We start from the raw sequence: 24,539 nt of genomic DNA on the forward strand, positions 1-24,539 counted from the left end.
GGTTCTGCAGCAGGTTGTCCGTTCTCAGTTCGTATCAGCGCGGGCAGGCACCAGCAGGGTCAGACGCCGCGCATGGCGACAGACCGCCTCGGCGGTACTCCCGAGCAGCAGGTCCGCGACCGGGTTGCGGCCCCGCTTGCCGACGATCACCAGATCCGCGCCCCGCTCCTCGGCGATCCGGCCGATCTCGACGGAGGGCCGGCCCTGACCGGGCAGTACGGTATCGAATGCATCCTCCCCGCCTCTTTCCGCCAGTTCCCGAACATGGGCCGCGATTTTACGGTGCTCCTCCTCGCGCGAGGGGTCGCCCTCCCAGCGGCCGACGGAGACCACCACGCCACGCCCACACGCCGGCAGCAGCTGCACGAAGACCTCTTCCGCGGTTCGGGCCGCGTTCGAACCATCGGTGGCCAGCAACGGCCGGCAGACCGGCTCGGTGCCCGGCGCCACCTCGCTGTGGACCGGCGCCAGCAGCAGCGGGCGCCGGGCACGCCGGACCAGATCCCGCACGGTGCTCCCGAGAAACAGGTCGCGCAGCGTACTGTGGCCATGCGTTCCGGCCAGGATCACCCCGGCACCACGTTCGGCCGCCAGCCGCTCCAGCTCGGGCGCCACGGCCCCGACACGCACTGCGGTATCGGTCTCGAACCCCTGCTCGCGCAAGTGCGCGGCCAGCTCTTCCAGCCGCTGTTCGTAATGCCCGGCGTGACCCGACTCGGGAGCCCGGGTATAGCCCTCGACCAGCACATGGGCCAGCGTCAGGCGCCGGCACCCCAGTGCCCGCAAGCGTTCCAGCTGGCTCTCCAGCCGGGTCCACGCCGGAGAAAAATCCGCCGCCACGAGAATATGCTCGAACATCGTCTACTCCTGCACCTGGCCCATCTCGCCTTCCACCACCAGACGCCGCCAGCGGAAGAAGCCCTCGAGGCCGACCCGGTACGGACCCGGGCCCATGTCTTCGGCCACGTACACGTGGATGCCCTCGATCTGCGTCCTTGCGTACCCGTCCTTTGAGCGCGGCGCGCCCGGCTCGGCCACCGGCACGCCCGCCTGGCCACCGCAGCAGCCGTGGCGGGCGGACAGCCGCAGCGTCATCTCGGCACTCCGGCCGGCGAGCCAGTCGCGCGCCGCGTCACTGAGGGACACGGAGGTCACGTGCCCGGCGCCTCGTTGTTGGTCGGGAACCAGTGGCGCGTGCGATTCGCGATGCGCACCAGCGCCAGCATCAGCGGCACCTCCACCAGCACGCCAACGACCGTCACCAGCGCCGCACCGGACTGCAGGCCGAACATCGCGATCGCGGCCGCCACGGCCAGCTCGAAGAAGTTACTGGCGCCGATCATCGCACCGGGGGCCGCCACCGCGTGGCGCACACGCCACGCCTTCGCCCAGTAATACGCAATGTAGAACACCAGGAAGGTCTGGATGATCAGCGGAACGGCGATCAGAGCGATATGCCCCGGATTCGCCAGGATGCGCTCGCCCTGGAACGCGAACAGCAGGACCAGCGTCACCAGCAACCCGATGGGCGTGACCGGGCCGATCCGTTTCATGAAAACGTTGTCGAACCACTCGATGCCCTTTCTGCGGATCAGCCAGATGCGCGACAGATAGCCGGCGGCGAACGGGATCACGATATACAGCAGCACCGACAGCGCGACCGTGTCCCACGGTACGTAGATATCGGAGATTCCCAGCAGCAGGACCACGATGGGCGCGAAGGCGAACAGCAGGATGATGTCGTTCACCGCCACCTGCACCAGGGTGTAGGCCGCATCGCCGCGAGTCAGGTAACTCCAGACGAAGACCATGGCGGTACACGGCGCGGCCCCCAGCAGGATCGCCCCGGCCAGGTACTCGCGGCCGAGGTCCTCCGGGATCCAGGCGGCGTAGACCACCATGAAGAAGAACCAGGCGATCGCGAACATGGTGAACGGCTTGATCAGCCAGTTCACCGAGGTGGTGATGGCCAGCCCTTTCGGCTCCCGGCGCACGCCCAGGATGGCCGAGAAGTCGATCTGCACCATCATCGGGTAGATCATCGCCCAGATCAGGATGGCCACCAGGATCGAGACCTGCGCGTACTCCCATTGCGACAGCGTCTCCGGCACCGCGGGGAAGAACTGCCCCAGCGCGACGCCCGCCACGATGCACAGCGCCACCCACACGCTCAGGTAGCGCTCGAACAGGCCCATGCCTTCTTTCGCCGAGATCTCGCTGGTGGAGTCCTTCTGATCGGTCATGCGTTCGTTCACCGTTGGTCGGAAAGGAGTGACGCCGGAGGGCGCCGCCTCATGCAGTCGCCTGCGAGGCGGTGATCTCGGTCAGCGCCAGCAGGCGTTCGGCGCCAACCGGTTCGTCACGCAGCAGCGGCACCACGGCGTAGCGGGCGGCGTGTTCTTCTGCCACCGCGCGGATCTGCGGCCGCTCGGCGCGTGCCCGGTCGCGCAGCAGCCCGGAAGCGGCTCCGGCCGCGGCGATGCTGTTGTTCACCACCCAGGCCCAGGGCTCGATCCCTGCGCGGCGCAGATCCTCCTGCAAATCCCGCGCCTCCAGCACCGGCGTGGTCTCGGCCAGCGTCACCAGCAGCATCTTCGTACGCTGCGGGTCCTGCAGCTGCATCATCGGGGTGGTGTAGTGGGTACCCGTGTCGCCCATCTGGCGCACGATCTCGCGGTGATAGGCGCCCGTGGCATCCAGCAGCAGAAGCGTGTGGCCGGTGGGAGCGGTATCCATCACCACGAACTTGCGGCCGGCCTCGCGGATCACGCGCGAGAAGGCCTGGAACACCGCTATCTCCTCGGTGCAGGGCGAGCGCAGGTCCTCCTCGAGCAGGGCACGGTCCTCCTCGTTCATGTCCTTGCCCTTGCTTTGCAGGACTTGCTCGCGATAGCGCTCGGTCTCCACCGTCGGATCAATGCGGCTCACCGTCAGGTTCTCGACCTCATCCGACAGGGTTTCTGACAGATGAGCGGCCGGATCCGATGTCGTCAGATGGACGGGGAAGCCGCGCCGCGCCAGGGACACCGCGACGGCAGCGGCCAGGGTGGTCTTGCCCACTCCACCCTTGCCCATCAGCATCACCAGGCCCTTGCCGTCGGTCGCGATATCGTCCACCAGCTCGCTCAGCGAGGGCGCCTCGAGTTCGGCGGTGTCCTCCCCGGCCATGTCGTCTCCCGGCACGGCAGCGGTCGCCGATTCCGGCGTCCCGAACAGCTGGCGCAGGCGATCCAGGCCCACCAGATTGAACGGCTTCAGTTCGATATCGTCGCGCGGAAGGGCCTGCAGGACCGGAGCCATTGCCTCCAGGGCGGCGCGTTCACGCTCCAGGATACCGCGCGCCAGGTCGTCGCCCCGGGTCTCGGCCTCCGGCATCCGGCCGTTCACCACCAGGTACTGCCGCTGCAGACCGATCTCCGCCAGCTCGTCATGCGTGCGCGCCACCTCGTCGAGGCTGCCGCTCTGCGCCCGGGCCACCAGCACCAGCCGGGTGGCATCCGGCGAGGCCAGCGCATCAACGGCCGCCCGGTACCGCTCCTTCTGCTTTTCCAGCCCGGCCAGCGGACCAAGACAGGAGGCATCGCCCTGCCCCTTCTCGAGGAAGCCGCTCCAGGCGCCGGGCAACTGCAGCAGGCGGATCGTGTGTCCGGTGGGCGCGGTGTCGAACACCACGTGGTCGAAGCCCTTCACCAGATCCGAGCCGGTCAGCAACTCGGTAAACTCGTCAAAGGCGGCGATCTCGGTCGTACAGGCACCCGAGAGCTGTTCTTCGATGCCCGCCACCACGGTATCCGGCAACACCCCCTTCACCGGGCCCACGATCTTGTCGCGGTAAGCCTCGGCGGCCGCCTGCGGGTCGATCTCGAGCGCGGACAGCCCGGGCACGTCGGCCACCGGGGTGACCCGATTGCCGATCGAGACCCCGAACACCTGATCCACGTTGGAGGCCGGATCGGTGCTGACCAGCAGGACCCGGCGCCCGGCCTCGGCCAGGCGGATGGCACTGGCACAGGCGATGGAGGTTTTGCCGACGCCGCCCTTGCCGGTAAAGAACAGATAACGCGGCGCGTCATCGAGGAACCGCATCAACAGCACCCCGTGTCGCGAGCCGGGCCGCAGCAGCCGTCCCCGGCTTGCGGGCTTCCGGAGACCTCTTCCGGAGCCGGGATGCCGGCCAGATGCGCCAGCTCGGCCCGATCCGGGTAACGCCCCGAGATGGCCGCTTCTCCGTCCACCAGGATCAGCGGCAGGCCGCCTTCCCCGTGCTCCTCCAGGAACGCGCGGACCTTCGGGTTTTCCGCGAACGCGGTCGGCTGCTGAGCCAGGTTCATGCGCTCGACATCGGCGCCACGGTCCTGTGCCCAGCGGACATCCGCGGCGAAGTCCACCAGCCGCTGGTCCACGTCGGCCCCGCAGACACCGGTGTTGCAGCACATGGAGGGGTCGTACACTCGAATCGCGGTCATGAAACACTCCTGGTTGTGGAGACAGTGGCAGTGGGTTCCGGACAGACGGATTCACCCGCCAGGTCGCAATCCGACCCCTCGGCCGCGCAGCAGTGCGCGGTCAGGTAGGCCACCAGATCCTGCATCGCGGCCAGATCCGCCCGGTAGCGCTGGTAACGCCCCTCCTGGGTCACGGTGACGAGGCCGGCCCGGGTCAGGGTCTTGAGGTGAAACGAAAGGTTGGTACGTGGCAGCTCCAGTTCCCGGGCGATCTCGCCGGCAACCAGCCCCTCGCGTCCGTAACTGACCAGCAGGCGCACGATGTCCAGACGGACACCGGAGGCCAGCGACTCGAACATGGTGGTGGCGGTGAGCTTGTCCATGGTTCAACTATTCAATATTTCTTGAATTGTTGTCAAACAGCCCCGAGGCCCCACCATCGCCCCCCCGGAAACAGAACGGGGCCCCGCAGGGCCCCGTGATCCTTCGGCCTGCCCGGACGGATCCGGGGCCGGCACGAAAAGGAAGAATGGGGGTCAATCCCCCGCGCCGTAATAGGCCTCCAGCGGGATCTCGCCCAGCACCTCGTGGCTGCCGAATCCTTCGGGACGCACGACGACCAGACTGCCGGGCTCCACGTTCTCGAAAACCACGGTGTTGATATTCCCCCGGTGGCTGATCAGGAACAGGTTGCCTTCGCCATCGAAACCGCCGATGCGGTCACGTACGTCTTCCATCAGCCAGTCCTGCTCGCCCTCCGGCATGGTCTGCAACAGGTTCAGCGCATCCCAGGTCTCGAACTCGCCGAACGCACGCTCGGCGGTCTGGCGGGCGCGGCACAACTCACTGCTGAGCACCTCTTCGGCCCGGATTCCCCGGTCCTCCAGTGCCCCGCGCAACGCCTCGGCCTGGGCCTTGCCCGCTTCGCTCAGCTCCTGTTCTTCGCCGCAGTCGCGCTCCGGGGACAGATGCATCGACACCTCGGGGTCAGCCTCGGCCGACTCCGTGTGCCGCATCATCACGACCTTGCCGCCCTTGCCCAGGGCTTCCCACAGGGTTTCCTCGTCGGCCGCGGCCTGGGCGACGGCCGGGCCGCCCAGGCCGATCAGGCCCGCGACCAGCAGGCTACCCAGTCGACCGGGAAACGGCCGCCCACTCATCAGACTCTTCACGTAGCTCTCTCCTCAGTTGCGATAGGCATGCATCACCGCATACCCGTCATGATGCAGGTCTCCCAGCTGAACGATGCCTGAATCCACCCGCTCGATCGGCTGGTAGAACGCATCCATGTCCAGCCCCACGGCGGCGCGGGTGCTGTCACAAAGCTCCAGGCTCACGTCGTGCATGTTCACCAGCTGCATCAGACGCGAACGCAGTTCCTCGCGCTCTTCGGCGAATTCGCCATCGGGGTCCACCTCGAACGGCGAGCCTTCCAGATTGTCGTCGGTCACAAAACGGATGCCCTGCGCCCGGAACACCAGCCGGATGTCGTAGTCGATCAGACGATTCTCGTAGGCCTCCACCATGCTGTTGATGCTGCCCAGCATGGAACTGAACTGGGACGGGTCATCGAAGCCCACGTGCCAGGCGATATTGCGCTCCTCGCCAAAGGCCTGGGCCTGCGAGGCCGGCAGCGCCAGCAGCAGCACGGAAAACAGCAACCCCGCCGTGCAGCGACGCAGCGGACATATTTCCCCGGTTCGCGAATTCGTCATTTGCACCCTCCAGCGCAAGCGCGCATTTACCATCATTCCACGCGAAAGGGCCCATGCCTTTCCTGCTGGATACATAGACCATGACGGTACCCGCGCGCGATGTAATCCTTTCCCGCAACGAACGGGCGAACGCGAGAGCGACTTCGGGAAACGATTCCGGGAGAGGGGCCGGGAAACGGCGGGGGAAACAGGGCTCAGCGGGCGTCGCCGCGGACCACGGTCACGGGGGCGGCCGCCTCGACCAGCACCCGGCCGGGATGCCCGGCGTCGAAGCGCACGCGGATGTGGCGATCGATCAGCAGCTCGTTGTCGACCCACTGCACGCGGTGGCCCGGGGCATTCGCGACCAGGCGTGTCTGCCCGTCGCACCCGGCCTGTACCACGACCACCTCGATGTCGTCGCCCAGGCGGAAGGAATCCCCCACCCGAAGATCCAGGGTCTCCATCGCAGTGCTCCGGTTCGGTTTCAGCGGCCGCGGCCGTTGCCGCCACGCGGACCGCCACGTCCGCCGGGCCCGCCGCGCGGCTTGCGCTCGCGAGGTTTCGGGCGGTTCGGGTCCTGCGGCAGGGAGGCGCGGTCAATGTTCTCGGTGGGGATGCGTTCGCCCAGATAGGACTCGATGTCCGGCAGGTAGAACGCCGAGTCCTCGCAGCCGAAGCTGATCGCGTCGCCCTCGGCGCCGGCGCGCGCGGTACGCCCGATGCGGTGCACGTAGTCCTCGCCCGACTGCGGCAGGTCGAAGTTGAACACGTGCGTCACCTCGGGGATATGCAGGCCGCGGGCCGCCACGTCGGTCGCCACCAGGAAGGTGTATTCACCCGCGGCGAAGCCCTCCAGCAGCTTCGAGCGCTTCTTCTGCGGCACGTCGCCCGAGAGCAGCGCGGCGGCGTGGCCGTTGGCATTGAGCCAGTCGGCCACCTTCTCCGCTCCGTGTTTGGTATTGGAGAACACGATCGCCCGTTCCGGCGCCAGATCCCGCGCCAGCGCCAGCAGCAGCGGGATCTTCTCGTCGTTGGCCGGATAGTAGATGGTCTGACGCACCCGGTCGGCGGTCAGGGTCTCCGCTTCGATCTGCACCTTCTCCGGGTTGTCCATGTGCTCGTAGGCCAGCTCCATCACCCGCCACGACAGGGTGGCGGAGAACAGCATGGACAGGCGTTCCGACGGCGGTGCGCAGCGGCGCATCAGAAAACGCACGTCCTTGATGAAGCCCAGGTCGAACATGCGGTCGGCCTCGTCCAGCACCACCACCTCGGTGTGCTTCAGGCCGAAGACCTTCTGCTTGAAGTAGTCGATGATGCGCCCCGGGGTGCCGATCAGCACGTCGGCGCCGGCGGCCAGCGCTTCCCGCTGGCGATCGTAGTCCGTGCCACCGTAGGCCAGAGCCAGCCTCAGGCCGGTCTCGCCCCCCAGCAGCTCCGCGTCGCGGTGGATCTGTACCGCCAGCTCGCGCGTCGGAGCCAGGATCAGGGCGCGCACGTCGGTGGGCCGGCGGTGCTCCGCAGGCGCCTGGCGCAGCAGGCGGTTGAAGGTGGCGATCAGGAAGGCCGCGGTCTTGCCGGTTCCGGTCTGTGCCTGCCCTGCCACGTCGCGGCCCTCCAGCGCGATCGGCAGCGCCTGCGCCTGAATGGGAGTACAGGTATCGAACCCGGCCTTGCGCAAGCCCGCGCGCACCGTCTCGGGCAGATCGAAACGGTCGAATGCGGGTACTGAGGGGTCTTGCGCGGCGTCAGTCATGGGGCTCCCGGGCGGGCTTCGCTGTTTTACTTGAACTTTGCCGTCATCTTCGTCGATAGTACGGCGTACGCGGCCCTGAAGAAGGCCGGTGCCAACCCAACGTCATGAGGACGCGGAGTGAGCGACAAGATCATTTATACATCGGACGCCAGTTTCGACGAGGACGTCCTGAAGTCCGACCAGCCGGTCCTGGTGGACTACTGGGCGGAATGGTGCGGTCCCTGCAAGATGATCGCGCCGATTCTGGACGAAATCGCCGAAGAATACGCCGGCAAGGTCAAGGTTGCCAAACTGAACATCGACGAAAACCCGTCGACGCCGCCCAAGTTCGGAATCCGCGGCATCCCGACGCTGATGTTGTTCAAGAACGGGGACGTCGAGGCCACCAAGGTGGGCGCGCTGTCCAAATCGCAGCTGACCGCCTTTCTCGATCAGCACGCCTGATCGGCTGCACGGTCGAGCGCCGTAACGGGGCGGGCTTGCAACAGCCGCCCGCCCCGCTTAACATTCAAGCGTTTCGTCGATACCGGGTCTCTCCCGGAGTCGTCCCCTGCCCCGTCATCATTGCAATCCTGCGGCTATCCCCGGCCGCCGTTCATCCACGTTGAGCACAGCGCCCCACGCATGAATCTGACCGAACTGAAGCGGATGACCGCCGCCGACCTCGTTGGCCTCGCCGAAAACCAGGGCATCGAGAACATGTCCCGTGCCCGCAAGCAGGACATCATCTTTGCCCTGCTGAAGGCCCACGCGAAAAGCGGCGAGGCGATTTACGGCGACGGCGTACTGGAGATCCTCTCCGACGGCTTCGGCTTTTTGCGCAGCCCGGACGCCTCCTATCAGGCCGGCCCCGACGACGTCTACGTCTCCCCCAGCCAGATCCGCCGCTTCGGCCTGCGCACCGGCGACACGGTGGCCGGCAAGATCCGCCCGCCGAAGGACAACGAACGCTACTTCGCGCTGCTGAAGGTCTCGGAGATCAACTTCGAGCCGCCGGAAAATGCCAGACACAAGGTCCTGTTCGAGAACCTCACGCCGCTGCATGCCAACCATCGCATGCGCATGGAGCGGGGCAACGGCTCCACCGAGGACATCACCGCCCGCGTCATCGACATCGTCGCGCCGTTCGGCAAGGGCCAGCGCGGCCTGATCGTCTCGCCGCCCAAGGCCGGCAAGACCCTGATCCTGCAGAACATCGCCCAGAGCATCGCGACCAATTACCCGGAGTGCTATCTCATCGTCCTGCTGGTCGACGAACGGCCCGAGGAAGTGACCGAGATGGACCGCATGGTGCAGGGCGAGGTCGTCTCCTCCACCTTTGACGAACCGGCCCAGCGCCACGTGCAGGTGGCCGAGATGGTCATCGAGAAGGCCAAGCGCCTGGTGGAGCACCGCCGCGACGTGGTCATCCTCCTGGACTCGATCACCCGACTCGCCCGTGCCTACAACACCGTTGCCCCCAGCTCCGGCAAGGTGCTCACCGGCGGCGTCGACGCCAACGCCCTGCACCGGCCCAAGCGTTTCTTCGGGGCCGCGCGCAATGTCGAGGAAGGCGGAAGCCTGACCATCCTCGCCACGGCCCTGGTGGACACCGGCTCCAAGATGGACGAGGTGATTTACGAGGAATTCAAGGGTACCGGCAACATGGAGGTGCACCTGGAGCGGCGCATCGCCGAAAAGCGCATCTACCCGGCGATCAACGTCAACCGTTCCGGCACCCGCCGCGAGGAACTGCTGACCGATCCGGAGGAACTGCAGAAACTCTGGATCCTGCGGAAGTTCCTGCACGGCATGGACGACATCGAGGCGATGGAATTCCTCCTCGGCCGTATGCAGTCGTCCAAGACCAACGGCGAGTTCTTCGATCAGATGAAGCGTTCCTGACGTCGCGCCCCGGCGTCAGGCGCTGGCCGCCAGCGGCTCGAACTCCAGCATGCGGTCCAGCCGCCGCCACTGACGCCGCCCGCCGGGATCCAGCAGGATCAGGTACTCCGCCCCGCGGCGCGTGCGCAGATCCAGCGGCGTCACCCGGGCGACGTAATCCAGACCCGCCCGCCGCCAGCGAATCCGCAGCGGCCGACCGTGCATGATGCACAGTTCCAGCTCCGAATACCGCTCGCAGGGGATGGGCCGGTATTCGGGCGGGCGCATCAACCACCCTCCCGCTCGGCTTCCACCTCGGGGACGTCATCCCCTCCGCACTCGGCAGGCTTGCGGCAGCGAAAGACGATCGGCGAGCAGCAGACCGCGCAGTCTTCCACCCATTCGCCTTCATTGCTCACCATGTCGATGGTGGTCTCGCCCGGCTCGCCGCACCAGGGGCAGGCAAACGCCACGAATTCGATCGGTCGGCTCATTCCGACACCTCCTCCTGTTGGCCATCGGCTTCGGACTCCGCCAGAAAGGCCTCCAGCACCTCATTCAAGAACTGCAACCCCTCCGGAGTTGCACGCAGCACACCACTACCGGCGGGCTCCAGCAGACCCCGCCCGCGCACCCGATCCAGCCCGGGCTGCAGGGCCGCAAGCGGCAGCCCGGTACGTTCGCAAAAAAGCTCCTCCGGCGCACCCTCGACCAGGCGCAGGGCATTCAGCATGAACTCGAACGGCCGCTCGCCGGGTACGACCGGTGTATCCCGCCCCCCGGCCGGGGCGTCGAGATAGGCCTGCGGCTGGCGCGGACGCACGCGGCGGATGATGGAGCCGTCGTGGACCCGCGTGAGCTTCCCGTGAGCACCGGCCCCGATGCCGAGGTAATCCCCGAAGGTCCAGTAGTTGAGATTGTGCCGGCACCTCTCATCCGCCCTCGCGTATGCGGACACTTCGTAGCGAGTATAGTCCGCCTCCGCGAGAAGCGCCCTTCCGGCGGCAAAAAGCTCGCCCACCGCGTCGTCTTCCGGCAACACCGGCGGCCGCGCGGCAAACAGTGTATTGGGCTCCAGCGTGAGCTGATACCAGGAGATGTGCTCCGGCTGCTGCGCGATCGCCGCCTCCAGATCCGCCACCCCCTGCGCCACCGACTGCCCCGGCAGGCCGAACATCAAGTCCAGATTGATCCGCTCGAAGCCGGCCGTCCGCGCATGAGCCACCGCCTCGGCGGCCTCCTCCGGTCCGTGGATGCGCCCCAGACGCTGCAGCATGTCGCCGTCAAAGCTCTGCACCCCCAACGACAGCCGGTTGATCCCGGCCTCGCGGTAGCCACGGAAATAATCCCGGTCGGCAGTCCCGGGGTTCGCCTCCAGGGTGACCTCCACGTCCGGCCGCAAGGGCAGCAGCGCGCGCAGTCCCGACATCAGCTCCGCCATGGCTTCGGGCGGGAACAGACTGGGGGTGCCACCGCCGATGAACACGCTCTCGATGCGACGCCCCCACACCTCCGGCAGCTGCGCTTCCAGATCGCGCAGCAGCGCGGCCACGTAGGCGTCGAACGGGGGTTCGCCGCCTCGCGGCTCGTGCGAGTTGAAGTCGCAGTACGGGCACTTGCGCACGCACCACGGCAGGTGGACGTACAGCGCCAGCGGGATCGGGGTATCGAAGCTCGGGGTCATGCCGGGAGCATAGCCCGCGGCTCAGCGGCCGGCACGTTCCCGCAGGGCTTCCGCCAGTTTCTGCAGGGCCTGGCCGCGGTGGCTCAGGCGGTTTTTCTCCGCCGGCTCCAGTTCGGCCGAGGTGCAACCGCGTTCCGGCAGCTCGAACAACGGGTCGTAACCGAACCCGCCGCCACCCGCCGGCGCGGCGGCGATGCGTCCGCGCCACACCCCCTCGGCGATCAGCGGGGCCGGGTCGTCCGCATGGCGCAGGAACACCACCACGGCCCGGAAACCCGCGCCACGGCGCTCCGGCGGCACACCCTCCAGCGCCGCCAGCAGCTTCGCGTTGTTGGCGGCATCGGCGCCGTCGCCGCTCTCCCCGGCATAGCGCGAGGAATAGATCCCCGGCTCGCCGCCCAGGGCGTCCACCTCCAGCCCGGAGTCGTCGGCCACCGCCGCCAGCCCGGTGTGCCGGGCCGCATTGCGCGCCTTCAACAGGGCGTTCTCGACGAAGGTCAGGCCGGTCTCCTCGGCCTCCGGCACATCCAGTTCGGTCTGCGTGACCACCTCCATGCCCAGCGGCTCCAGCAGCGCCGCCAGCTCGCTCCGCTTGCCCGGATTGCCGGTGGCCAGGACCACGCGCTGCGCCGCCATGCCGCTCAACCCTCCCCGAGCACCGCGCGCTGCGCGTCGATGATGGTGCCGATGCCCTTCTCGCCGATGTCCAGCATGGTGTCCAGCTCGTCGCGCCGGAAGGCGTGACCTTCGGCAGTGCCCTGGATCTCGATCACCCCGCCGGCCTCGTTCATCACCAGGTTCATGTCGGTCTCGGCGCTGGAATCCTCGTCGTAGTCGAGATCCAGCACCGCCGAGCCGTTGAAGATGCCCACCGACACCGCGGCCAGATAGCCGTGCAGCGGGTCCTTCTTCAGCAGACCGGTCTCGCGCCCGTGCGCCACCGCGTCGCGCAGGGCCACATACGCGCCGGAGATGGAGGCCGTGCGGGTCCCGCCGTCGGCCTGGATCACGTCGCAGTCGATGATGATCTGGCGCTCGCCGAGCGCCTCCATGTCGACCACGGCACGCAGGGCGCGACCGATCAGGCGCTGGATCTCCATGGTGCGCCCGCCCAGCTTGCCGCGCGCCGCCTCGCGCGCCATGCGGTCGTGGGTGGAACGCGGGAGCATGCTGTACTCGGCCGTGACCCAGCCCTTGCCCTTACCCTTGAGCCAGGGCGGAACTCGCGGCTCGATGGTGGCGTTGCACAGCACCCGGGTGTCACCGAACTCCACCAGAACCGAACCCTCGGCGTGGCGGGTGAAGTGCCGGGTAAAACTGACCGGGCGCATCTCGTCGGGCTGTCGGCCGCTGGGGCGCATGGCGATTCCTTGCTAAATTTGTCGGGCGCGCAGTATACGGGACACCGGGGGTCGCGGGGCCACCCCCGCCCGGCCGATCCCGCCCCGCGCGCTCCGCCCCATCGGACTGACCCGCCATGCAGCGTTTCCGCATCCGCCTGGACATCTCCCCGGACATGATGGAGCAGTACTATTCCGGGCGCTCCACCACCGTATTCGCGATTTCCGAGGCCGGGGTCAGCGTGCAGTTCCCCGCGCGGCTGCTGCGCCCGCATATGACCCACGACGGAATCCACGGGCTTTTCGAACTGGTTACCGAAAACGACTACCGCCTGCGCGATTTTCGTCGCCTGACTTGAAATCGCGCCTGAACACCCCTATTTCGGTTATTGAGTCAAAAAGACACCCGAACGAGGAGGGTATAGTCATGAACATGATGCGTTACGAACCCTGGAGCCTGCTCAACCAGCTCTCGCGCGAACTCGGCCGCCTGCCCGACGTGCCCGGTGGCGAGGACTCGGTGAGCGCGGCCGACTGGAGCCCTGCGGTGGACATCCGCGAGGAAGACGATGCCTACGTGCTGCATGCCGACGTACCCGGCGTGGACCCCAAGGACATCGAACTCCACATGGAGAACGGCGTGCTGACGCTGCGCGGCGAGCGCAAGTACGAGCACGAGGAAGAGCAGGAAGGCTACAAGCGCGTGGAGCGCATGCGCGGCACCTTCTTCCGCCGCTTCTCGTTGCCGGACACCGCCGATGCGGAGAACATCTCCGCGCGCAGCCAGAACGGCGTACTGGAGGTTCGCATTCCAAAGCAGGCCAGAGTGCAGCCGCGCCGGATCGAGATCGAGAGCTGATCCGCAGCCGGCAGCGTCCCCGGCCACGGCCGGGGCGCGGGCCTTCCAGCGGGCGCTGCCGGCGCGAGCGGGCAGCGCCTTTTGATTGGTGCCGGTAGCACCCGAATCCCGGGTATGATGGCCCGGGATTCGGGTGGTACCCGAACGCATACACACCGGCTTCGCCGGTCGCCGAAAGGGTTCCGACTCGAGGCAGGAGATGGAATACAAGGACTACTACAAGATCCTGGGCGTGGACCGTAACGCCAGCCAGGACGACATCAAGAAGGCCTATCGCAAGCTGGCGCGCAAGTACCACCCCGACGTCAGTGACGACCCGCAGGCCGAGACGCGCATCAAGGAGGTCAACGAGGCCTACGAGGCCCTCGGGGACCCGGAAAAGCGCAAGGCCTACGACCAGCTGGGCGCCAACTGGCGCCAGGGGCAGGACTTCCGTCCGCCGCCGGGCTGGGACGGCTGGACCGGTGCGGGTACCGGCGCGGGTGCCGGCGGCCGCGCACGGGGCGCCGGACCGGGTGCCGGCGGAGCCGATTTCGGCGGCTTCTCCGACTTCTTCGAGTCGATCTTTGGCGGCGGCGGCATGGGTGGCGGCGGTCGCCGGCGCGGCTTCGACGTGCGTGGTGCCGACCGCGAAGGCGTCGTGGAGGTCTCGCTGGAGCAGGCCATGCACGGCGCCGAGCTGTCGGTGACCGACCCGCGCGGGCGCCCGCAGCGCGTGCGCATCCCCGCCGGCGCCAAGGACGGCTCGCGGGTCCGGGTACGCGGCCAGGGCGACCCGGGCGTGGGCAACGGCGCCCCGGGCGACCTGCTGCTGGAGATCCGCATCAAGCCGGACCCCAACTACCGGGTGGAAGGGCGCGACCTGTACCGCGACATCCCGATCACCCCGTGGGAGGCCGCGCTGGGCGCCACGATCGAGGCACCCACCCCGCACGGGGCGGTCAACCTGAAAGTGCCGAAGGGCTCGCAGTCGGGCAAGCAGGTGCGGCTGAAGGGCAAGGGACTGCCCGGCAAGACCCCTGGCGATCTGTATCTGCGGCTGATGATCCATGTGCCGCCGGAAGACGAAGCCGGCGACTGGTACGAAAAGATGGCGGAGTCATCCAGCTTCAACCCGCGCGAGCTGCTGGCCGGCTGATCCCGCTCGCGCGCGACGCGCGGGATTCAGCCGGGCGTGTTGCGCTCCACCCAGCGGCTGCTGCCGTCGGCCAGGCGCTCGCGTTTCCAGAACGGGGCCTCGTGCTTGAGCCGCTCCAGGATGTCGCTGCAGGCATCGCGGGCGGCCGCACGATGGGCCGACCAGGTCGCCACCAGCACCAGCGCATCGCCCGGCCGCACCTCGCCCACGCGGTGCGCAACGTGCACGCCCAGCAGGGGCCAGCGCTGCTGGGCGGCCTCCACGATGCGCTCCAGCTCCTGCTCGGTCATTCCCGGGTAGTGCTCCAGAAACAGCCCGGTGACCGTGTCGTCCTCGTTGAAGTCGCGCATGCGGCCGACGAACACGCTGGCCGCGCCACGTGCTTCGGCGGGAATGTCCTGCTCCGCCGCGCGCAGCGCGTCCCAGGGGTCGAAGTCCTCGTGATGGATCATCACCGTCATGCTCAGCCTCCGGTGACCGGCGGAAAGAAGGCCACCTCGTCGCCGTCGCGCACCGGGGTGCCCGGGCCCGCCTGGGACTGGTTGACCGCCGTCATCAGGCGCTGCGGCGGGGGTTCACCGTGCAGGTTTTCCCACAGACCGGCCACCGTGCACCCTTCGGCGGGCAGCTCGGCCTGCTCGCCATCGCGGCCCAGTTCCTCGCGCAGCCGCGCGAAATACAGCACTTTTACCGTCATACGGCCCCTACACGTGTGTCGCTCAAACAAGCATTATAGCCAGCATGAACAATTTCACTCATTTTGACTCTCAGGGCCACGCGCACATGGTGGATGTCGGCGACAAGGCCGTCTCCCACCGCGTGGCCATCGCCGAGGGCCGCATCCGCATGCAGCCGGAAACCCTGCAAAAGGTCCGCGAAGGCAATCATTCCAAAGGGGATGTTCTGGGCATTGCCCGCATCGCCGGTATCATGGGTGCCAAGAGAACGGGTGACCTGATCCCGCTGTGCCATCCCATCGGACTCAGCCGCGTGGCGGTCGAATTCGATCTGGAAGATGACGCGGTCGTGGCCCGGGCAACCTGCGAAGTACATGCAGTCACCGGCGTGGAGATGGAGGCCCTGACCGCCGTCTCCACCGCCCTTCTGACCATCTACGATATGTGCAAGGCCGTGGACCGGGGCATGGTGCTGGAAACGGTCCGGCTTCTGGAAAAACACGGCGGTCGCAGCGGCAGCTGGAAGGCCCCCGACCCGCAAGGAGATTCCCGAACATGAAATGGATCAAGCGCCTGTTTGGCCTGATCGGCATCCTGATCCTCGTGGTGATCGTCGTCGCCGCGTATCTGCTGGTGACGTTCGACGCCAACGATTACAAGGAGCGCATCGAGGCCCAGGTGCACGAACAGACCGGGCGCGATCTGGAACTGGCCGGCGATGTCAGCCTGACGCTGTTCCCCACCCTCGGCCTGCGCCTGGAAGACGTGCGCTTCGGCAACGCCGAGGGCTTCGGCGACGAACCCTTCGCCGAGCTCGACGTGGTGGACGTGGCCGTCGCGGTCATGCCGCTGCTGCGCCGCGAGCTGGAAGTGCAACAGGTTGAAGGCGACGGCGTGCGCCTGAACCTGGCGCGCGACGAGGACGGCCGCAACAACTGGGACGACCTCGCTGCGCGCGCCGACGAAGCCCGCGACGAGGCCGTGACCGGCGACGAGGACGAAGAACGGACCGCCACCGAATCGCGCCTGGCCATGGAGCGGATCGATATCGCCGGCATCAGCCTGACCAACGCCCGCGTGGTGTGGGACGACCGCGAGACCGGGATGCGCGCCGTGCTGGACCCGTTCAGCCTGCAGGTGGGCCGCTTCCAGCCCGGCGTGGAGACCCGGCTGGAAATGTCCGCCGCGCTGGAGGCCGAGGGCGGCCCGCTGGAGCAGCCGCTCAGCACCACCATGGACCTGACCGGACTGGTCAACCTCGACCTGCTGAACAATCGCTATGCAGTGCGTCGCCTGGACCTCAACCTCGACGTGGAAGGCGGCCCGGTGCCGCAGCCGATGGCCGTCGTCTTCCGCAGCGACGTGGCGCTGGAGGTGGACGAAGACGACACCCGCCTGCGCATGGAACGCCTGACGGTGGAGGCCTCCAGGGTAACCCTCACCGGGTTTGCCGAACTGGGCAACCTGCAGGGCGACCAGCCACAGATGCGTGGCGAACTGCGCTCCAACACCTTCAACCTGCGCTCGGTCATGGACGACCTGGGGCTGGAAGCCCCGGCCACCGCGGATCCGGATGCCCTGCAGCGGGTCGCGTTCGACCTTTCCGCGGCCGGTACGCCGGGCAACCTGGAACTGTCGCCGTTCCTGTTCACCCTCGACGACACGACCCTCAGCGGTGACGCCACGCTGGACACCACCGGCGAGCGTCCGCATTTCGGTTTCGACCTGCGCGGCAACGAGCTCAACGTCGACCGCTACCTCCCGCCGGAGGTCGAAGAGGCGCGCACCGGCGAAGCCAACGGCGCCCCCGACGAGGAAGAAGCCGAGGAGCTGCGGGTCGAACTGCCTATGGAAGCCCTGCGTTCCGTCGACGTGGACGGCAGCCTGGCCCTCGATGGTCGCCTGACCCTGATGGGCCTGGAACTGCGCGACATCGCGCTGGACATCCGGGCGCGCGGCGGCGACTGGGTGATCGACCCGCTGTCCGCCACCGGCTACGACGGCGAACTGACCAGCCGCATCCAGCTGGACGCCTCGGGCAGCCAGCCGCGCTACGGCCTCACCACCGACCTGGCCGGCCTGGATATCGGCGCCCTGCTGGACGACCTGCAGGGTGACGACGCCATGCTGCTGGGCACCGGCAACCTCACGCTCGACATCACCACGCAAGGCGAGGCGCTGTCCGACCTGCGGGCCAACCTCAACGGCGACGGCGACATGCGCTTCGAGGACGGCGCGGTGCGCGGCATCAATGTCGCCGACATCATCCGCCGCGCGGAGGCCCGCATCCGCGGCCGTGAATACGAGTCGGACGAGCCGCGGCAGACGGACTTCAGCGAGATCTCCGGCAGTTTCGACATCGAGAACGGCGTGGTCTCCAACAACGACCTGGAAGGCAACTCCCCGCTGCTGCGCGTCCGCGGCCAGGGCTCGGCCGACCTCAACGACGAGTCGCTGGACTACCGCGTGGACACGACTCTCGTCGGCACCCTGGAAGGCCAGGGCGGACGTTCGCTGGAAGACCTGCGCGGCGTCCGCCTGCCGATCCGCATCAGCGGCACGTTCGACGACCCCAGCTTCCGCCTCGACCTCGAGTCCATCCTGCGTGAACGCGCCGCCGAAGAGCTGGGCGTGGACGAGGACGAACTGCGTGACGAGGCCACCCGGCGCCTGATGGAGCGCCTCGGCCTCTCGCGCGACGAAGCGGACGAGGAAGAAGCAAACGACGAACAAGCCGAAGAAGCTGACGAAGACGAGGAAGACGAGGAAGACGAAGAAGACGAAGAGGCCGAACGCAGCCTCGAGCAGGAAGCGGAAGACCGCATGCGGGAACTCCTCGAGTAAACCGGGGAACCCGGGTCACCCGCACTCGTTAAACCCGACCGCGAACACCGACGCCCGGGCACATCGCCCCGGGTGTCGGCGCCTCCTCCCCCGCCATCATGCAACCCTTCGCCCAACGCCTGCTGGACTGGTTCGACCGCAACGGTCGTCACGATCTCCCGTGGCAGCACCCGCGCACGCCCTACCGCGTATGGGTCTCCGAGATCATGTTGCAGCAGACCCGGGTCGAGACCGTCATCCCGTATTTCGAGCGGTTCACCGCGAGCTTCCCGGACGTGCAGAGCCTGGCCGCCGCCCCCGTGGACGACGTCCTCGCCCTGTGGGCCGGCCTCGGCTACTACGCCCGCGCCCGCAACCTGCACCGCTGCGCCCGGACCATCGTGGAAGACCACAACGGCCATTTCCCGCGCGAACGCGTGGCGCTGGAGGCCCTGCCCGGCATCGGCCGCTCCACCGCCGCCGCCATCGTCGCCCAGGCACACGACGCCCCCGAGGCCATCCTCGACGGCAACGCCAAGCGCGTGCTCGCCCGCCACGCCGCGGTGGACGGCTGGCCCGGCAGCACCGCCAGCCAGAAGACCCTGTGGCGCGAAGCCGAGGCCCGCACGCCCGCCAGCCGCTGCGCCGACTACACCCAGGCGATCATGGATCTGGGCGCGCTGGTGTGCACCCGCAGCCGCCCCGACTGCCCCGCCTGCCCGGTGGCCGAGGACTGCGGCGCCCGCCTGCAGGAACGCACCACCGAGCTGCCGCACCCGCGGCCGAAGCGCGAACGCCCGACACGCACGCGCTGGGCCGCCCTGCTGCACGCCCCCGAAGGGATCTACCTGGAACAGCGCCCGCCCAGCGGCATCTGGGGCGGACTGTACACCCTGCCCGAGGCCGAAGACCCGGAGCATCTGGAGGCCTGGGTGCACACCCACTGGCCACACGCCGAGGCGCTGGAAGGCGATGCGCTCAGCCACGGCTTCAGCCACTACCAGCTCGACCTGCGCGTGCAGCGCTACCGGCTCCCGGCGGGCGAGTGCGGGATCATGGATGCCCCCGGGGTGATCTGGTATAAACCGGGCCAGTCGCGGCCGGCAGGCATCCCGGCCCCCATACAAGGCTTACTGCAAAGCGAAAAGGATTCCGGCCATGGCACGAACCGTTAACTGCGTAAAACTCGGCAAAGAGGCCGAAGGCCTGGACGTCCCGCCCTACCCGGGCGAGATGGGCAAGAAGATCTACCTCAACGTCTCCAAGGAAGCCTGGAACGCCTGGCTGAGCCACCAGACCATGCTCATCAACGAGTATCGCCTGACCCCGGTGGACCCCAAGGCGCGCAAGTTCCTGGAAGAGGAAATGGAGAAGTTCCTGTTCGGCGACGGCTCCGAAAAACCCGAAGGCTTCGTCGACCCCAACCAGTCCTGAAGCCGGCCCCGGGGCGCGCCCTTGACGTGAGCGCCCCGGACCGCTTTAATACTGCTCTTCGCCTCACGGCGAACCCCGCAACAAGTCAGTACTGGCCGGGTAGCTCAGTCGGTAGAGCAGGGGATTGAAAATCCCCGTGTCGGCGGTTCGATTCCGTCCCCGGCCACCATTTCCCTGTCCGCAGTCGTCCTCTCGCGTCCGCATGCCCCGTTCGGCGAGGGCCAGCGGCCCCATCAATCGCGCTCAATAGTGGTATCTGCAGGAGATGATGGTGATGGACGAACCGTCCACGGCATAGACCAGGCGATGGGTGTCATCAATACGGCGCGACCAGAAACCAGCCAGGTTCTCCTTGAGAGGTTCCGGCTTGCCAATGCCTTCCAGCGGTGACCGCTTCACATCCGCGATCAACTTGTTGATCCGCCTGAGGGTCTTCCGGTCCTGGGCTTGCCAGTAGATGTAGTCGTTCCATGCTTCGTCCGTCCAGCAAAGGAGCCGACTACTCATCCCCGTCTACCAGCTCACGCTCGGTGGCCTTTCCTGCCTTGTATTGCGCAATGGACTTGTTGAGATGCTCGGCATTCGCCGGGGAACGCAGAAGATGCACGGTCTCCATCAGACTGTTGTAGTAATCCAGCGACATTACCACGGCGTCTTCCGAATCGCGGCGCGTAATCACCGTGGTGTCGGCATCATCGACCACGCCATCGAGTACGGCTTTGAGGCCGTTGCGAGCCTCAGTGAATGACACAATCTTCATGGAGCCCTCCTGTACAGTCACCCGTACAAGTATAGGGCGAGCAGCCCAAATGTACAATTTACGGGACAGGCCACGGCATCGACTCGCCGGGAAGCCCCGTTTGCACTGTGGCACCATCGATGCCATGAGCGTTCGTCGAATCCTGCGTATGGGGCACCCCGACCTGCGTCGCGTCTGCGACCCGGTGGCCGATGGCGACTTCGACAGTGCCGGGCTGCAGGCCCTGGTGGACGACCTGGTGGACACCATGCACGCCAGCGAAGGGCTCGGCCTCGCCGCCGCCCAGATCGGTGATACCCGACGCGTGGCGGTGATCGAAGTCCAGCCCGGCAACGCGCGCTACCCCGATGCCGTGCCCACCGGCCGCCTGGTGCTGGTGAACCCGGTGGTCACCGTGCTGGACCCGATGCCGCAACGCTACTGGGAAGGCTGCCTGTCCGTGCCCGGCCTGCGCGGCGAAGTCGCCCGGCCGCGCCACATCGCCGTCGACTACCACGAGCCCGATGGCACGCCCCGCCGCCTGGAACCCGAAGGCTTCCTCGCCACCGTGTTCCAGCACGAGATCGACCACCTCGACGGCACCCTGTTCATCGACCGGGTGACCGACACCACCCGCCTCGCCTTCCTCGAGGAATACCGCGAGTTCCACGCAGAAGCATAGGGCTCACGCCCGGCACAGGGCCGGTCAGTCGTGCACGATGATGCGGGAGCCAGCGGCGTCGATGTCCACGCGGGAACTGGAGTAGTCGCAGGCCTTCGCGATGTCCTCCAGCGCCGGCATGTCATTGAGCTCCGCCAGACGATGCAGCAGGCTGCCGCCCTCGCAGTCACGCGGCATCCCGCCGTCGTCCAGCGTGCAGCCGAACTCGTCCCCGTTCACCGACCAGTCCATGTCGGCGGGCATCTTCAGCACCACCGGTTCTTCGTGCATCACCTGGAACTTCGCCCGCATGGCGTTCCTGCCGTTTTCCCAGTCCAGGGCCGGCATGTTGTCTACGCTGCGCATGGTATGCCTCCTTCGCGATTCCGCGAGGTTGCAACGGGTTTGCCGGAGCCGTTCCCTGCCCCTCTCCTTTGACGATAGACGCCGTCCACGAGGCGGTCAAAGGTGACCCCGGCGGCGATGGGGAAGGATTCGTGTGGTCCATTACCGTTTGGTGGACTCCTTCAACAGGTGGCACACCGCAGGGCAAGCGGCAATTGCCCCCGAAGTTCTCGCTCCCGATCAAGCTATTTGGCGGTCCAGGACGTCGGTTCAAGGGCCCGCCCACGCGCATGGAGAGCCGTAGGTCCCTGACTACGGTGAAAAACTGGAGTCCGGACCGAGCATCAGCTACACAACAGCTTGACGACTCGTACACAAATGTACGAGTCTATGGGCAAGGGATTAGTGGGCCGCAACATGAATGGAAACGAATACCTGAAGCGGCTGCAGAAGCTGGGAAAGAAAACCGGCACGCCGGTTCAACTGGTCGAGCACCAAGGGAAAGGGAGCCATGGCCGAATCTACTACGGTGACCGCTTCACGACCCTGAAGGACCGTAAGAAGGAGATCGGCCCCGGGCTGCTGAAAGCCATGTGCAAGCAGCTCGGTATCGACCCGAACGACATTTGAGGACAGAGCCATGCGCTACGCATACCCCGTACAACTCGAACGCGACGAAGGCGGCCACTACCTGGCGACGTGCCGGGACGTGCCCGAGGCCCTGACGGACGGGGAATCTCAAGAGGAGGCGCTGCGCGAAATGGGCGAGGCCCTGGGCGCGGCGCTCGCTGGCTACGTCATGGAGGGGCGCCCCATCCCCTCCCCCACCGACGCGGAACCGGGCGAGGCAATCGCGCCGGTGTCGCCCCTGATCGCCGCCAAACTCGCGCTCCGGGTCGCCATGCGGGCGGAAGGGGTCAGCAACTCGGAACTGGCACACCGAATGGGCAGCCATGAGGGTGCGATCCGGCGGCTAATCGACGTGGATCACCGCTCCAGGATCGAGGCGGTCCACGCCGCGATCGCCAGTCTGGGTCATGGTCTCGTCGTGGAGGATGCTCGCCCCTTTAAACCCGTCGCAGCATAGAGGGTAACCGCCAGCGCCCGCCCGGGCTCGCGGGTTCAGGCCTGCGCGGCCTCGCCGATGCGGCGGAGGAAGGGGGCCTGCGGCGGGCCGGTGACGATCAGCTCGTCCATGGCCCGGGTCATGGCCACGTAGAGCAGGCGGGCCTCTTCGGCCTCGCGCTCCTCGGCGGTGTCCATCTCGCCCAGGCCGGTCAGGGCCACCACGGGAAACTCCAGGCCCTTGCTGGAGTGCATGGTCACCATCTTGACCGTGTCGGCCGGGGTGGCCGACTTCTGGCGATTGCGGTCCCCGAGGTTTTCCAGCGGGATGCCCGCACGCTCGAACACCGCGCGGATCTTGCCGGCGGCGGGCACGCGGCGGTGCAGCACGGCCATCTCGCTCCAGGGGCGGCCCTGTTCGTGCAGCCGCTTGAAGTGCCCGGCGATGTATTCGATCTCCTGCGGCTGGGCGGGCAGGGGGATGATCGCGGGCTCCGGGCCTTCGCGGCCCGCGCTTTCCGGCGGCACGAGCGGGATGCCGTCTTCCTCGGCCTCCTGCGGGTCCAGCAGTTCGCGGGCGAAGCGGGTGGCCAGGTCCAGCACCTGGCGGGTGTTGCGGTAATTCACCCGCAGGATGGTGGTGCGCCCGCGGGCCTCCACGCCCACGCTGGAGAAGCTGAACCGGCTCTGGCTGCGGCCGTAGATCGACTGAGCGTCGTCGTACAGCACGAGCACCGAGTTGGTGTCTGGGTCGACCATCTGCGTGGCCAGCCGGAACCAGTGCGGCTCGAAGTCGTGGCCCTCGTCGATCATCACCGCGCCGTACTGCCCGCCGGGGATCTGCCCCTGGTCGACGCCGCCGATCACCTGCTGCACCAGCTGGTCGAAGAACGCCCGCTTGTCCGTGTTATTCGGCGGTGGGGGCACGTTGTAAGTGCGCAGCTGCGCGTGGCACCAGCGATGGAAGTTGTACACCACCACCTGATCGCCCGCGCCCTTCTCCGCCAGGATGGCCTGCAGGCGGTCGGCCAGGGTGCGGTTGTAACACAGCACCAGGATCGGCTTGCGCAGCGCCCGCGCCAGATGCAGGCAGCGGTAGACCAGGATCAGCGTCTTGCCCGCCCCGGCCGCGCCATGGATCACCCGGTGCCCGGTTCCCAGGCTGCGCGCCAGCTGCTCCTGCTGCAGGTCCATCACCCGCATCAGGTCCGGGAGCACTTCGGCCGGGGATTCGGTCTCGTCCGCGTCGGACGCATCGTCGAACAGACTGCCCTGGCGGATGCGGATCTCGGGGAACAGGTGCCCGCGGATCCGGTCGATCTGCGGCAGCGACAACCGGTGCGGGAACTGCACCGTGAACATGTCCCACAGCCGCTTCTGGAAATCCTCCGGATCCTGGGACTCGGTCATCTCGTCGCGACAGATGACCCGATTGCCCGGAATCACCTCGCCCAGCTCCTGCTGCTCGAACTGCGCGCGGGTAATGTTGGCCAGCACCACCCCGTGCCCGAACGGCAGCATCAACCGCCCCTGCAGCGAAGATCCCGGCGGATGCACCAGCTGCGGATCGCGCTCCAGTGGCTTGATCACCTGATAGGCATATTGCCGCGCCTGCTCCAGCGGGTTGGGCACCACCTTCAGGCCCCGGTCCGTCAGGATGGTCGCCTCCTGGCGATCGATCTGCCGGATGGTCTCCAGCCGCCAGTCCTTCACCTCCAGGATCAGCAGCCCCCGCTGCGGATGCAGCACGATGAAATCCGGATGCTCCGACCGCCCGCCCACCGGTACGTCGTACCAGCACAGGTAGTCATCCTCCAGGAAGTGCTCCAGTCGCCGCGCAAAGCGCTTCTCGCCCGACGTCATCCGCGGCAGGCAGCTGTTCAGCGAAGGTATGAGTGTTGTCACTTCCGGGGCTCTCCCAAAGTTGCGCGGAATGGCCCCCGCTTGTCGCGAAAGCCCCGCCACCGCAATCGATCTCTATCCCCCACTCCGGCCCGAAAGGCCCCACTGACC

The 24,539-nt window shown here is 67.3% G+C and carries 33 protein-coding genes and 1 tRNA gene; 13 read left to right on the forward strand and 21 right to left on the reverse strand.

Going from position 1 to position 24,539, the window contains the following annotated elements:
• Positions 1-24 precede the first annotated feature (24 nt).
• From D577_RS0108850 to D577_RS0108895, 10 genes are all read right to left on the reverse strand, one after another.
• Complete coding sequence (locus tag D577_RS0108850; protein WP_018947134.1) at positions 25-858, reverse strand: universal stress protein; 834 nt, start codon at positions 856-858, stop codon at positions 25-27.
• A gap of 3 nt (positions 859-861) precedes the next feature.
• The gene (locus D577_RS0108855) at positions 862-1,155 is read right to left on the reverse strand and encodes a CC/Se motif family (seleno)protein (protein WP_018947135.1); all 294 of its coding nucleotides are present in this window, start codon (positions 1,153-1,155) and stop codon (positions 862-864) included.
• Positions 1,152-2,243: an ACR3 family arsenite efflux transporter gene (gene arsB / locus D577_RS0108860; RefSeq protein WP_018947136.1), complete on the reverse strand. Its 1,092-nt coding sequence runs from the start codon at positions 2,241-2,243 to the stop codon at positions 1,152-1,154. The genes D577_RS0108855 and arsB overlap by 4 nt, the downstream gene beginning before the upstream one ends.
• A 49-nt stretch (positions 2,244-2,292) precedes the next feature.
• Positions 2,293-4,086 carry an arsenical pump-driving ATPase gene (arsA, locus tag D577_RS0108865; RefSeq protein ID WP_018947137.1) on the reverse strand — a complete coding sequence of 598 codons (1,794 nt, stop codon included), beginning with the start codon at positions 4,084-4,086 and terminating at the stop codon, positions 2,293-2,295.
• On the reverse strand, positions 4,086-4,466 hold the full coding sequence (arsD, locus tag D577_RS0108870; protein WP_018947138.1) for an arsenite efflux transporter metallochaperone ArsD: 381 nt from the start codon (positions 4,464-4,466) through the stop codon (positions 4,086-4,088). Before arsD ends, arsA begins: the two co-directional genes overlap by 1 nt.
• The gene (locus D577_RS0108875) at positions 4,463-4,828 is read right to left on the reverse strand and encodes a helix-turn-helix transcriptional regulator (RefSeq protein WP_018947139.1); all 366 of its coding nucleotides are present in this window, start codon (positions 4,826-4,828) and stop codon (positions 4,463-4,465) included. The genes arsD and D577_RS0108875 overlap by 4 nt, the downstream gene beginning before the upstream one ends.
• A gap of 153 nt (positions 4,829-4,981) precedes the next feature.
• Positions 4,982-5,617, reverse strand: coding sequence for a histidine phosphatase family protein (locus tag D577_RS0108880; protein ID WP_018947140.1), 636 nt, complete (start codon positions 5,615-5,617; stop codon positions 4,982-4,984).
• A 12-nt stretch (positions 5,618-5,629) separates the two neighbouring features.
• The gene (locus tag D577_RS0108885; protein ID WP_051073633.1) at positions 5,630-6,160 is read right to left on the reverse strand and encodes a DsrE family protein; all 531 of its coding nucleotides are present in this window, start codon (positions 6,158-6,160) and stop codon (positions 5,630-5,632) included.
• Between the two features lie 194 nt (positions 6,161-6,354).
• Positions 6,355-6,606: a carbon storage regulator gene (locus D577_RS0108890; RefSeq protein ID WP_018947142.1), complete on the reverse strand. Its 252-nt coding sequence runs from the start codon at positions 6,604-6,606 to the stop codon at positions 6,355-6,357.
• A gap of 20 nt (positions 6,607-6,626) precedes the next feature.
• Positions 6,627-7,898, reverse strand: coding sequence for a DEAD/DEAH box helicase (locus tag D577_RS0108895; protein WP_018947143.1), 1,272 nt, complete (start codon positions 7,896-7,898; stop codon positions 6,627-6,629).
• Positions 7,899-8,015: 117 nt separating this feature from the next.
• Here D577_RS0108895 and trxA point away from each other — a divergent pair, with 117 nt between their 5' ends.
• Entirely contained in the window at positions 8,016-8,342 is a 327-nt protein-coding gene (gene trxA / locus D577_RS0108900) for a thioredoxin TrxA (protein WP_018947144.1), read from the forward strand.
• 180 nt (positions 8,343-8,522) lie between these two features.
• Positions 8,523-9,782, forward strand: a complete 1,260-nt coding sequence (rho, locus tag D577_RS0108905; RefSeq protein WP_018947145.1) for a transcription termination factor Rho — start codon at positions 8,523-8,525, stop codon at positions 9,780-9,782.
• Between the two features lie 15 nt (positions 9,783-9,797).
• Here rho and D577_RS0108910 read toward each other — a convergent pair whose 3' ends face one another.
• The 5 genes from D577_RS0108910 to rph are packed head-to-tail and all read right to left on the reverse strand — an operon-like array spanning position 9,798 to position 12,806.
• A complete protein-coding gene (locus D577_RS0108910; protein ID WP_018947146.1) occupies positions 9,798-10,049 on the reverse strand; it encodes a hypothetical protein in 252 nt (83 codons plus the stop codon).
• The gene (locus D577_RS0108915) at positions 10,049-10,255 is read right to left on the reverse strand and encodes a CPXCG motif-containing cysteine-rich protein (RefSeq protein ID WP_018947147.1); all 207 of its coding nucleotides are present in this window, start codon (positions 10,253-10,255) and stop codon (positions 10,049-10,051) included. The genes D577_RS0108910 and D577_RS0108915 overlap by 1 nt, the downstream gene beginning before the upstream one ends.
• Positions 10,252-11,445 carry a radical SAM family heme chaperone HemW gene (gene hemW, locus D577_RS0108920; RefSeq protein WP_018947148.1) on the reverse strand — a complete coding sequence of 398 codons (1,194 nt, stop codon included), beginning with the start codon at positions 11,443-11,445 and terminating at the stop codon, positions 10,252-10,254. The genes D577_RS0108915 and hemW overlap by 4 nt, the downstream gene beginning before the upstream one ends.
• A 21-nt stretch (positions 11,446-11,466) precedes the next feature.
• Complete coding sequence (rdgB, locus tag D577_RS0108925) at positions 11,467-12,081, reverse strand: RdgB/HAM1 family non-canonical purine NTP pyrophosphatase (protein WP_018947149.1); 615 nt, start codon at positions 12,079-12,081, stop codon at positions 11,467-11,469.
• 5 nt (positions 12,082-12,086) lie between these two features.
• Positions 12,087-12,806 carry a ribonuclease PH gene (gene rph, locus D577_RS0108930; RefSeq protein WP_018947150.1) on the reverse strand — a complete coding sequence of 240 codons (720 nt, stop codon included), beginning with the start codon at positions 12,804-12,806 and terminating at the stop codon, positions 12,087-12,089.
• A 116-nt stretch (positions 12,807-12,922) separates the two neighbouring features.
• On the opposite strand from rph, the gene D577_RS0108935 reads away from it, so the two are divergent.
• The 3 genes from D577_RS0108935 to D577_RS0108945 all read left to right on the forward strand — a co-directional run bounded on the left by D577_RS0108935 (position 12,923) and on the right by D577_RS0108945 (position 14,782).
• The gene (locus D577_RS0108935) at positions 12,923-13,144 is read left to right on the forward strand and encodes a DUF2835 family protein (RefSeq protein WP_018947151.1); all 222 of its coding nucleotides are present in this window, start codon (positions 12,923-12,925) and stop codon (positions 13,142-13,144) included.
• 68 nt (positions 13,145-13,212) lie between these two features.
• A complete protein-coding gene (locus D577_RS0108940) occupies positions 13,213-13,644 on the forward strand; it encodes an Hsp20/alpha crystallin family protein (protein ID WP_018947152.1) in 432 nt (143 codons plus the stop codon).
• Positions 13,645-13,843: 199 nt separating this feature from the next.
• On the forward strand, positions 13,844-14,782 hold the full coding sequence (locus D577_RS0108945; RefSeq protein ID WP_018947153.1) for a DnaJ C-terminal domain-containing protein: 939 nt from the start codon (positions 13,844-13,846) through the stop codon (positions 14,780-14,782).
• A gap of 26 nt (positions 14,783-14,808) precedes the next feature.
• Here D577_RS0108945 and D577_RS0108950 read toward each other — a convergent pair whose 3' ends face one another.
• On the reverse strand, positions 14,809-15,243 hold the full coding sequence (locus D577_RS0108950; protein ID WP_018947154.1) for a molybdenum cofactor biosynthesis protein MoaE: 435 nt from the start codon (positions 15,241-15,243) through the stop codon (positions 14,809-14,811).
• A gap of 2 nt (positions 15,244-15,245) precedes the next feature.
• On the reverse strand, positions 15,246-15,479 hold the full coding sequence (moaD, locus tag D577_RS0108955) for a molybdopterin converting factor subunit 1 (RefSeq protein ID WP_018947155.1): 234 nt from the start codon (positions 15,477-15,479) through the stop codon (positions 15,246-15,248).
• A 44-nt stretch (positions 15,480-15,523) separates the two neighbouring features.
• Between moaD and moaC the strand changes: the two genes are divergently transcribed.
• The 5 genes from moaC (at position 15,524) to D577_RS0108980 (ending at position 19,885) form a co-directional block, all read left to right on the forward strand.
• Entirely contained in the window at positions 15,524-16,018 is a 495-nt protein-coding gene (gene moaC / locus D577_RS0108960) for a cyclic pyranopterin monophosphate synthase MoaC (RefSeq protein WP_018947156.1), read from the forward strand.
• The gene (locus D577_RS0108965; RefSeq protein ID WP_018947157.1) at positions 16,015-18,303 is read left to right on the forward strand and encodes an AsmA family protein; all 2,289 of its coding nucleotides are present in this window, start codon (positions 16,015-16,017) and stop codon (positions 18,301-18,303) included. The genes moaC and D577_RS0108965 overlap by 4 nt, the downstream gene beginning before the upstream one ends.
• Positions 18,304-18,401: 98 nt before the next feature.
• Positions 18,402-19,457: an A/G-specific adenine glycosylase gene (gene mutY, locus D577_RS0108970; protein WP_018947158.1), complete on the forward strand. Its 1,056-nt coding sequence runs from the start codon at positions 18,402-18,404 to the stop codon at positions 19,455-19,457.
• A complete protein-coding gene (locus D577_RS0108975) occupies positions 19,441-19,716 on the forward strand; it encodes an oxidative damage protection protein (protein WP_018947159.1) in 276 nt (91 codons plus the stop codon). Before mutY ends, D577_RS0108975 begins: the two co-directional genes overlap by 17 nt.
• 93 nt (positions 19,717-19,809) lie before the next feature.
• Positions 19,810-19,885: transfer RNA gene (locus D577_RS0108980), tRNA-Phe, on the forward strand.
• A gap of 74 nt (positions 19,886-19,959) precedes the next feature.
• On the opposite strand, the gene D577_RS0108985 is transcribed toward D577_RS0108980, so the two are convergent.
• Both D577_RS0108985 and D577_RS0108990 read right to left on the reverse strand, forming a co-directional pair.
• On the reverse strand, positions 19,960-20,223 hold the full coding sequence (locus D577_RS0108985; protein WP_018947160.1) for a Txe/YoeB family addiction module toxin: 264 nt from the start codon (positions 20,221-20,223) through the stop codon (positions 19,960-19,962).
• Complete coding sequence (locus D577_RS0108990) at positions 20,216-20,476, reverse strand: type II toxin-antitoxin system Phd/YefM family antitoxin (RefSeq protein ID WP_018868998.1); 261 nt, start codon at positions 20,474-20,476, stop codon at positions 20,216-20,218. The genes D577_RS0108985 and D577_RS0108990 overlap by 8 nt, the downstream gene beginning before the upstream one ends.
• Positions 20,477-20,600: 124 nt before the next feature.
• Here D577_RS0108990 and def point away from each other — a divergent pair, with 124 nt between their 5' ends.
• The gene (def, locus tag D577_RS0108995) at positions 20,601-21,137 is read left to right on the forward strand and encodes a peptide deformylase (protein WP_026288992.1); all 537 of its coding nucleotides are present in this window, start codon (positions 20,601-20,603) and stop codon (positions 21,135-21,137) included.
• Positions 21,138-21,161: 24 nt separating this feature from the next.
• On the opposite strand, the gene D577_RS0109000 is transcribed toward def, so the two are convergent.
• Positions 21,162-21,482 carry a hypothetical protein gene (locus D577_RS0109000; protein ID WP_018868995.1) on the reverse strand — a complete coding sequence of 107 codons (321 nt, stop codon included), beginning with the start codon at positions 21,480-21,482 and terminating at the stop codon, positions 21,162-21,164.
• Between the two features lie 396 nt (positions 21,483-21,878).
• Here D577_RS0109000 and D577_RS0109005 point away from each other — a divergent pair, with 396 nt between their 5' ends.
• Both D577_RS0109005 and D577_RS0109010 read left to right on the forward strand, forming a co-directional pair.
• Positions 21,879-22,091, forward strand: coding sequence for a type II toxin-antitoxin system HicA family toxin (locus tag D577_RS0109005; RefSeq protein WP_019583291.1), 213 nt, complete (start codon positions 21,879-21,881; stop codon positions 22,089-22,091).
• 10 nt (positions 22,092-22,101) lie between these two features.
• Complete coding sequence (locus D577_RS0109010; RefSeq protein WP_018947163.1) at positions 22,102-22,548, forward strand: type II toxin-antitoxin system HicB family antitoxin; 447 nt, start codon at positions 22,102-22,104, stop codon at positions 22,546-22,548.
• 35 nt (positions 22,549-22,583) lie between these two features.
• Here D577_RS0109010 and D577_RS0109015 read toward each other — a convergent pair whose 3' ends face one another.
• Positions 22,584-24,389 (reverse strand): DEAD/DEAH box helicase, encoded by a 1,806-nt coding sequence (locus tag D577_RS0109015; RefSeq protein WP_018947164.1) that lies wholly within the window; start codon positions 24,387-24,389, stop codon positions 22,584-22,586.
• Positions 24,390-24,539 lie beyond the last annotated feature (150 nt).

Origin of the sequence: Thioalkalivibrio sp. AKL17 (assembly GCF_000377885.1) — a bacterium.
Lineage (GTDB): Bacteria > Pseudomonadota > Gammaproteobacteria > Ectothiorhodospirales > Ectothiorhodospiraceae > Thioalkalivibrio > Thioalkalivibrio halophilus.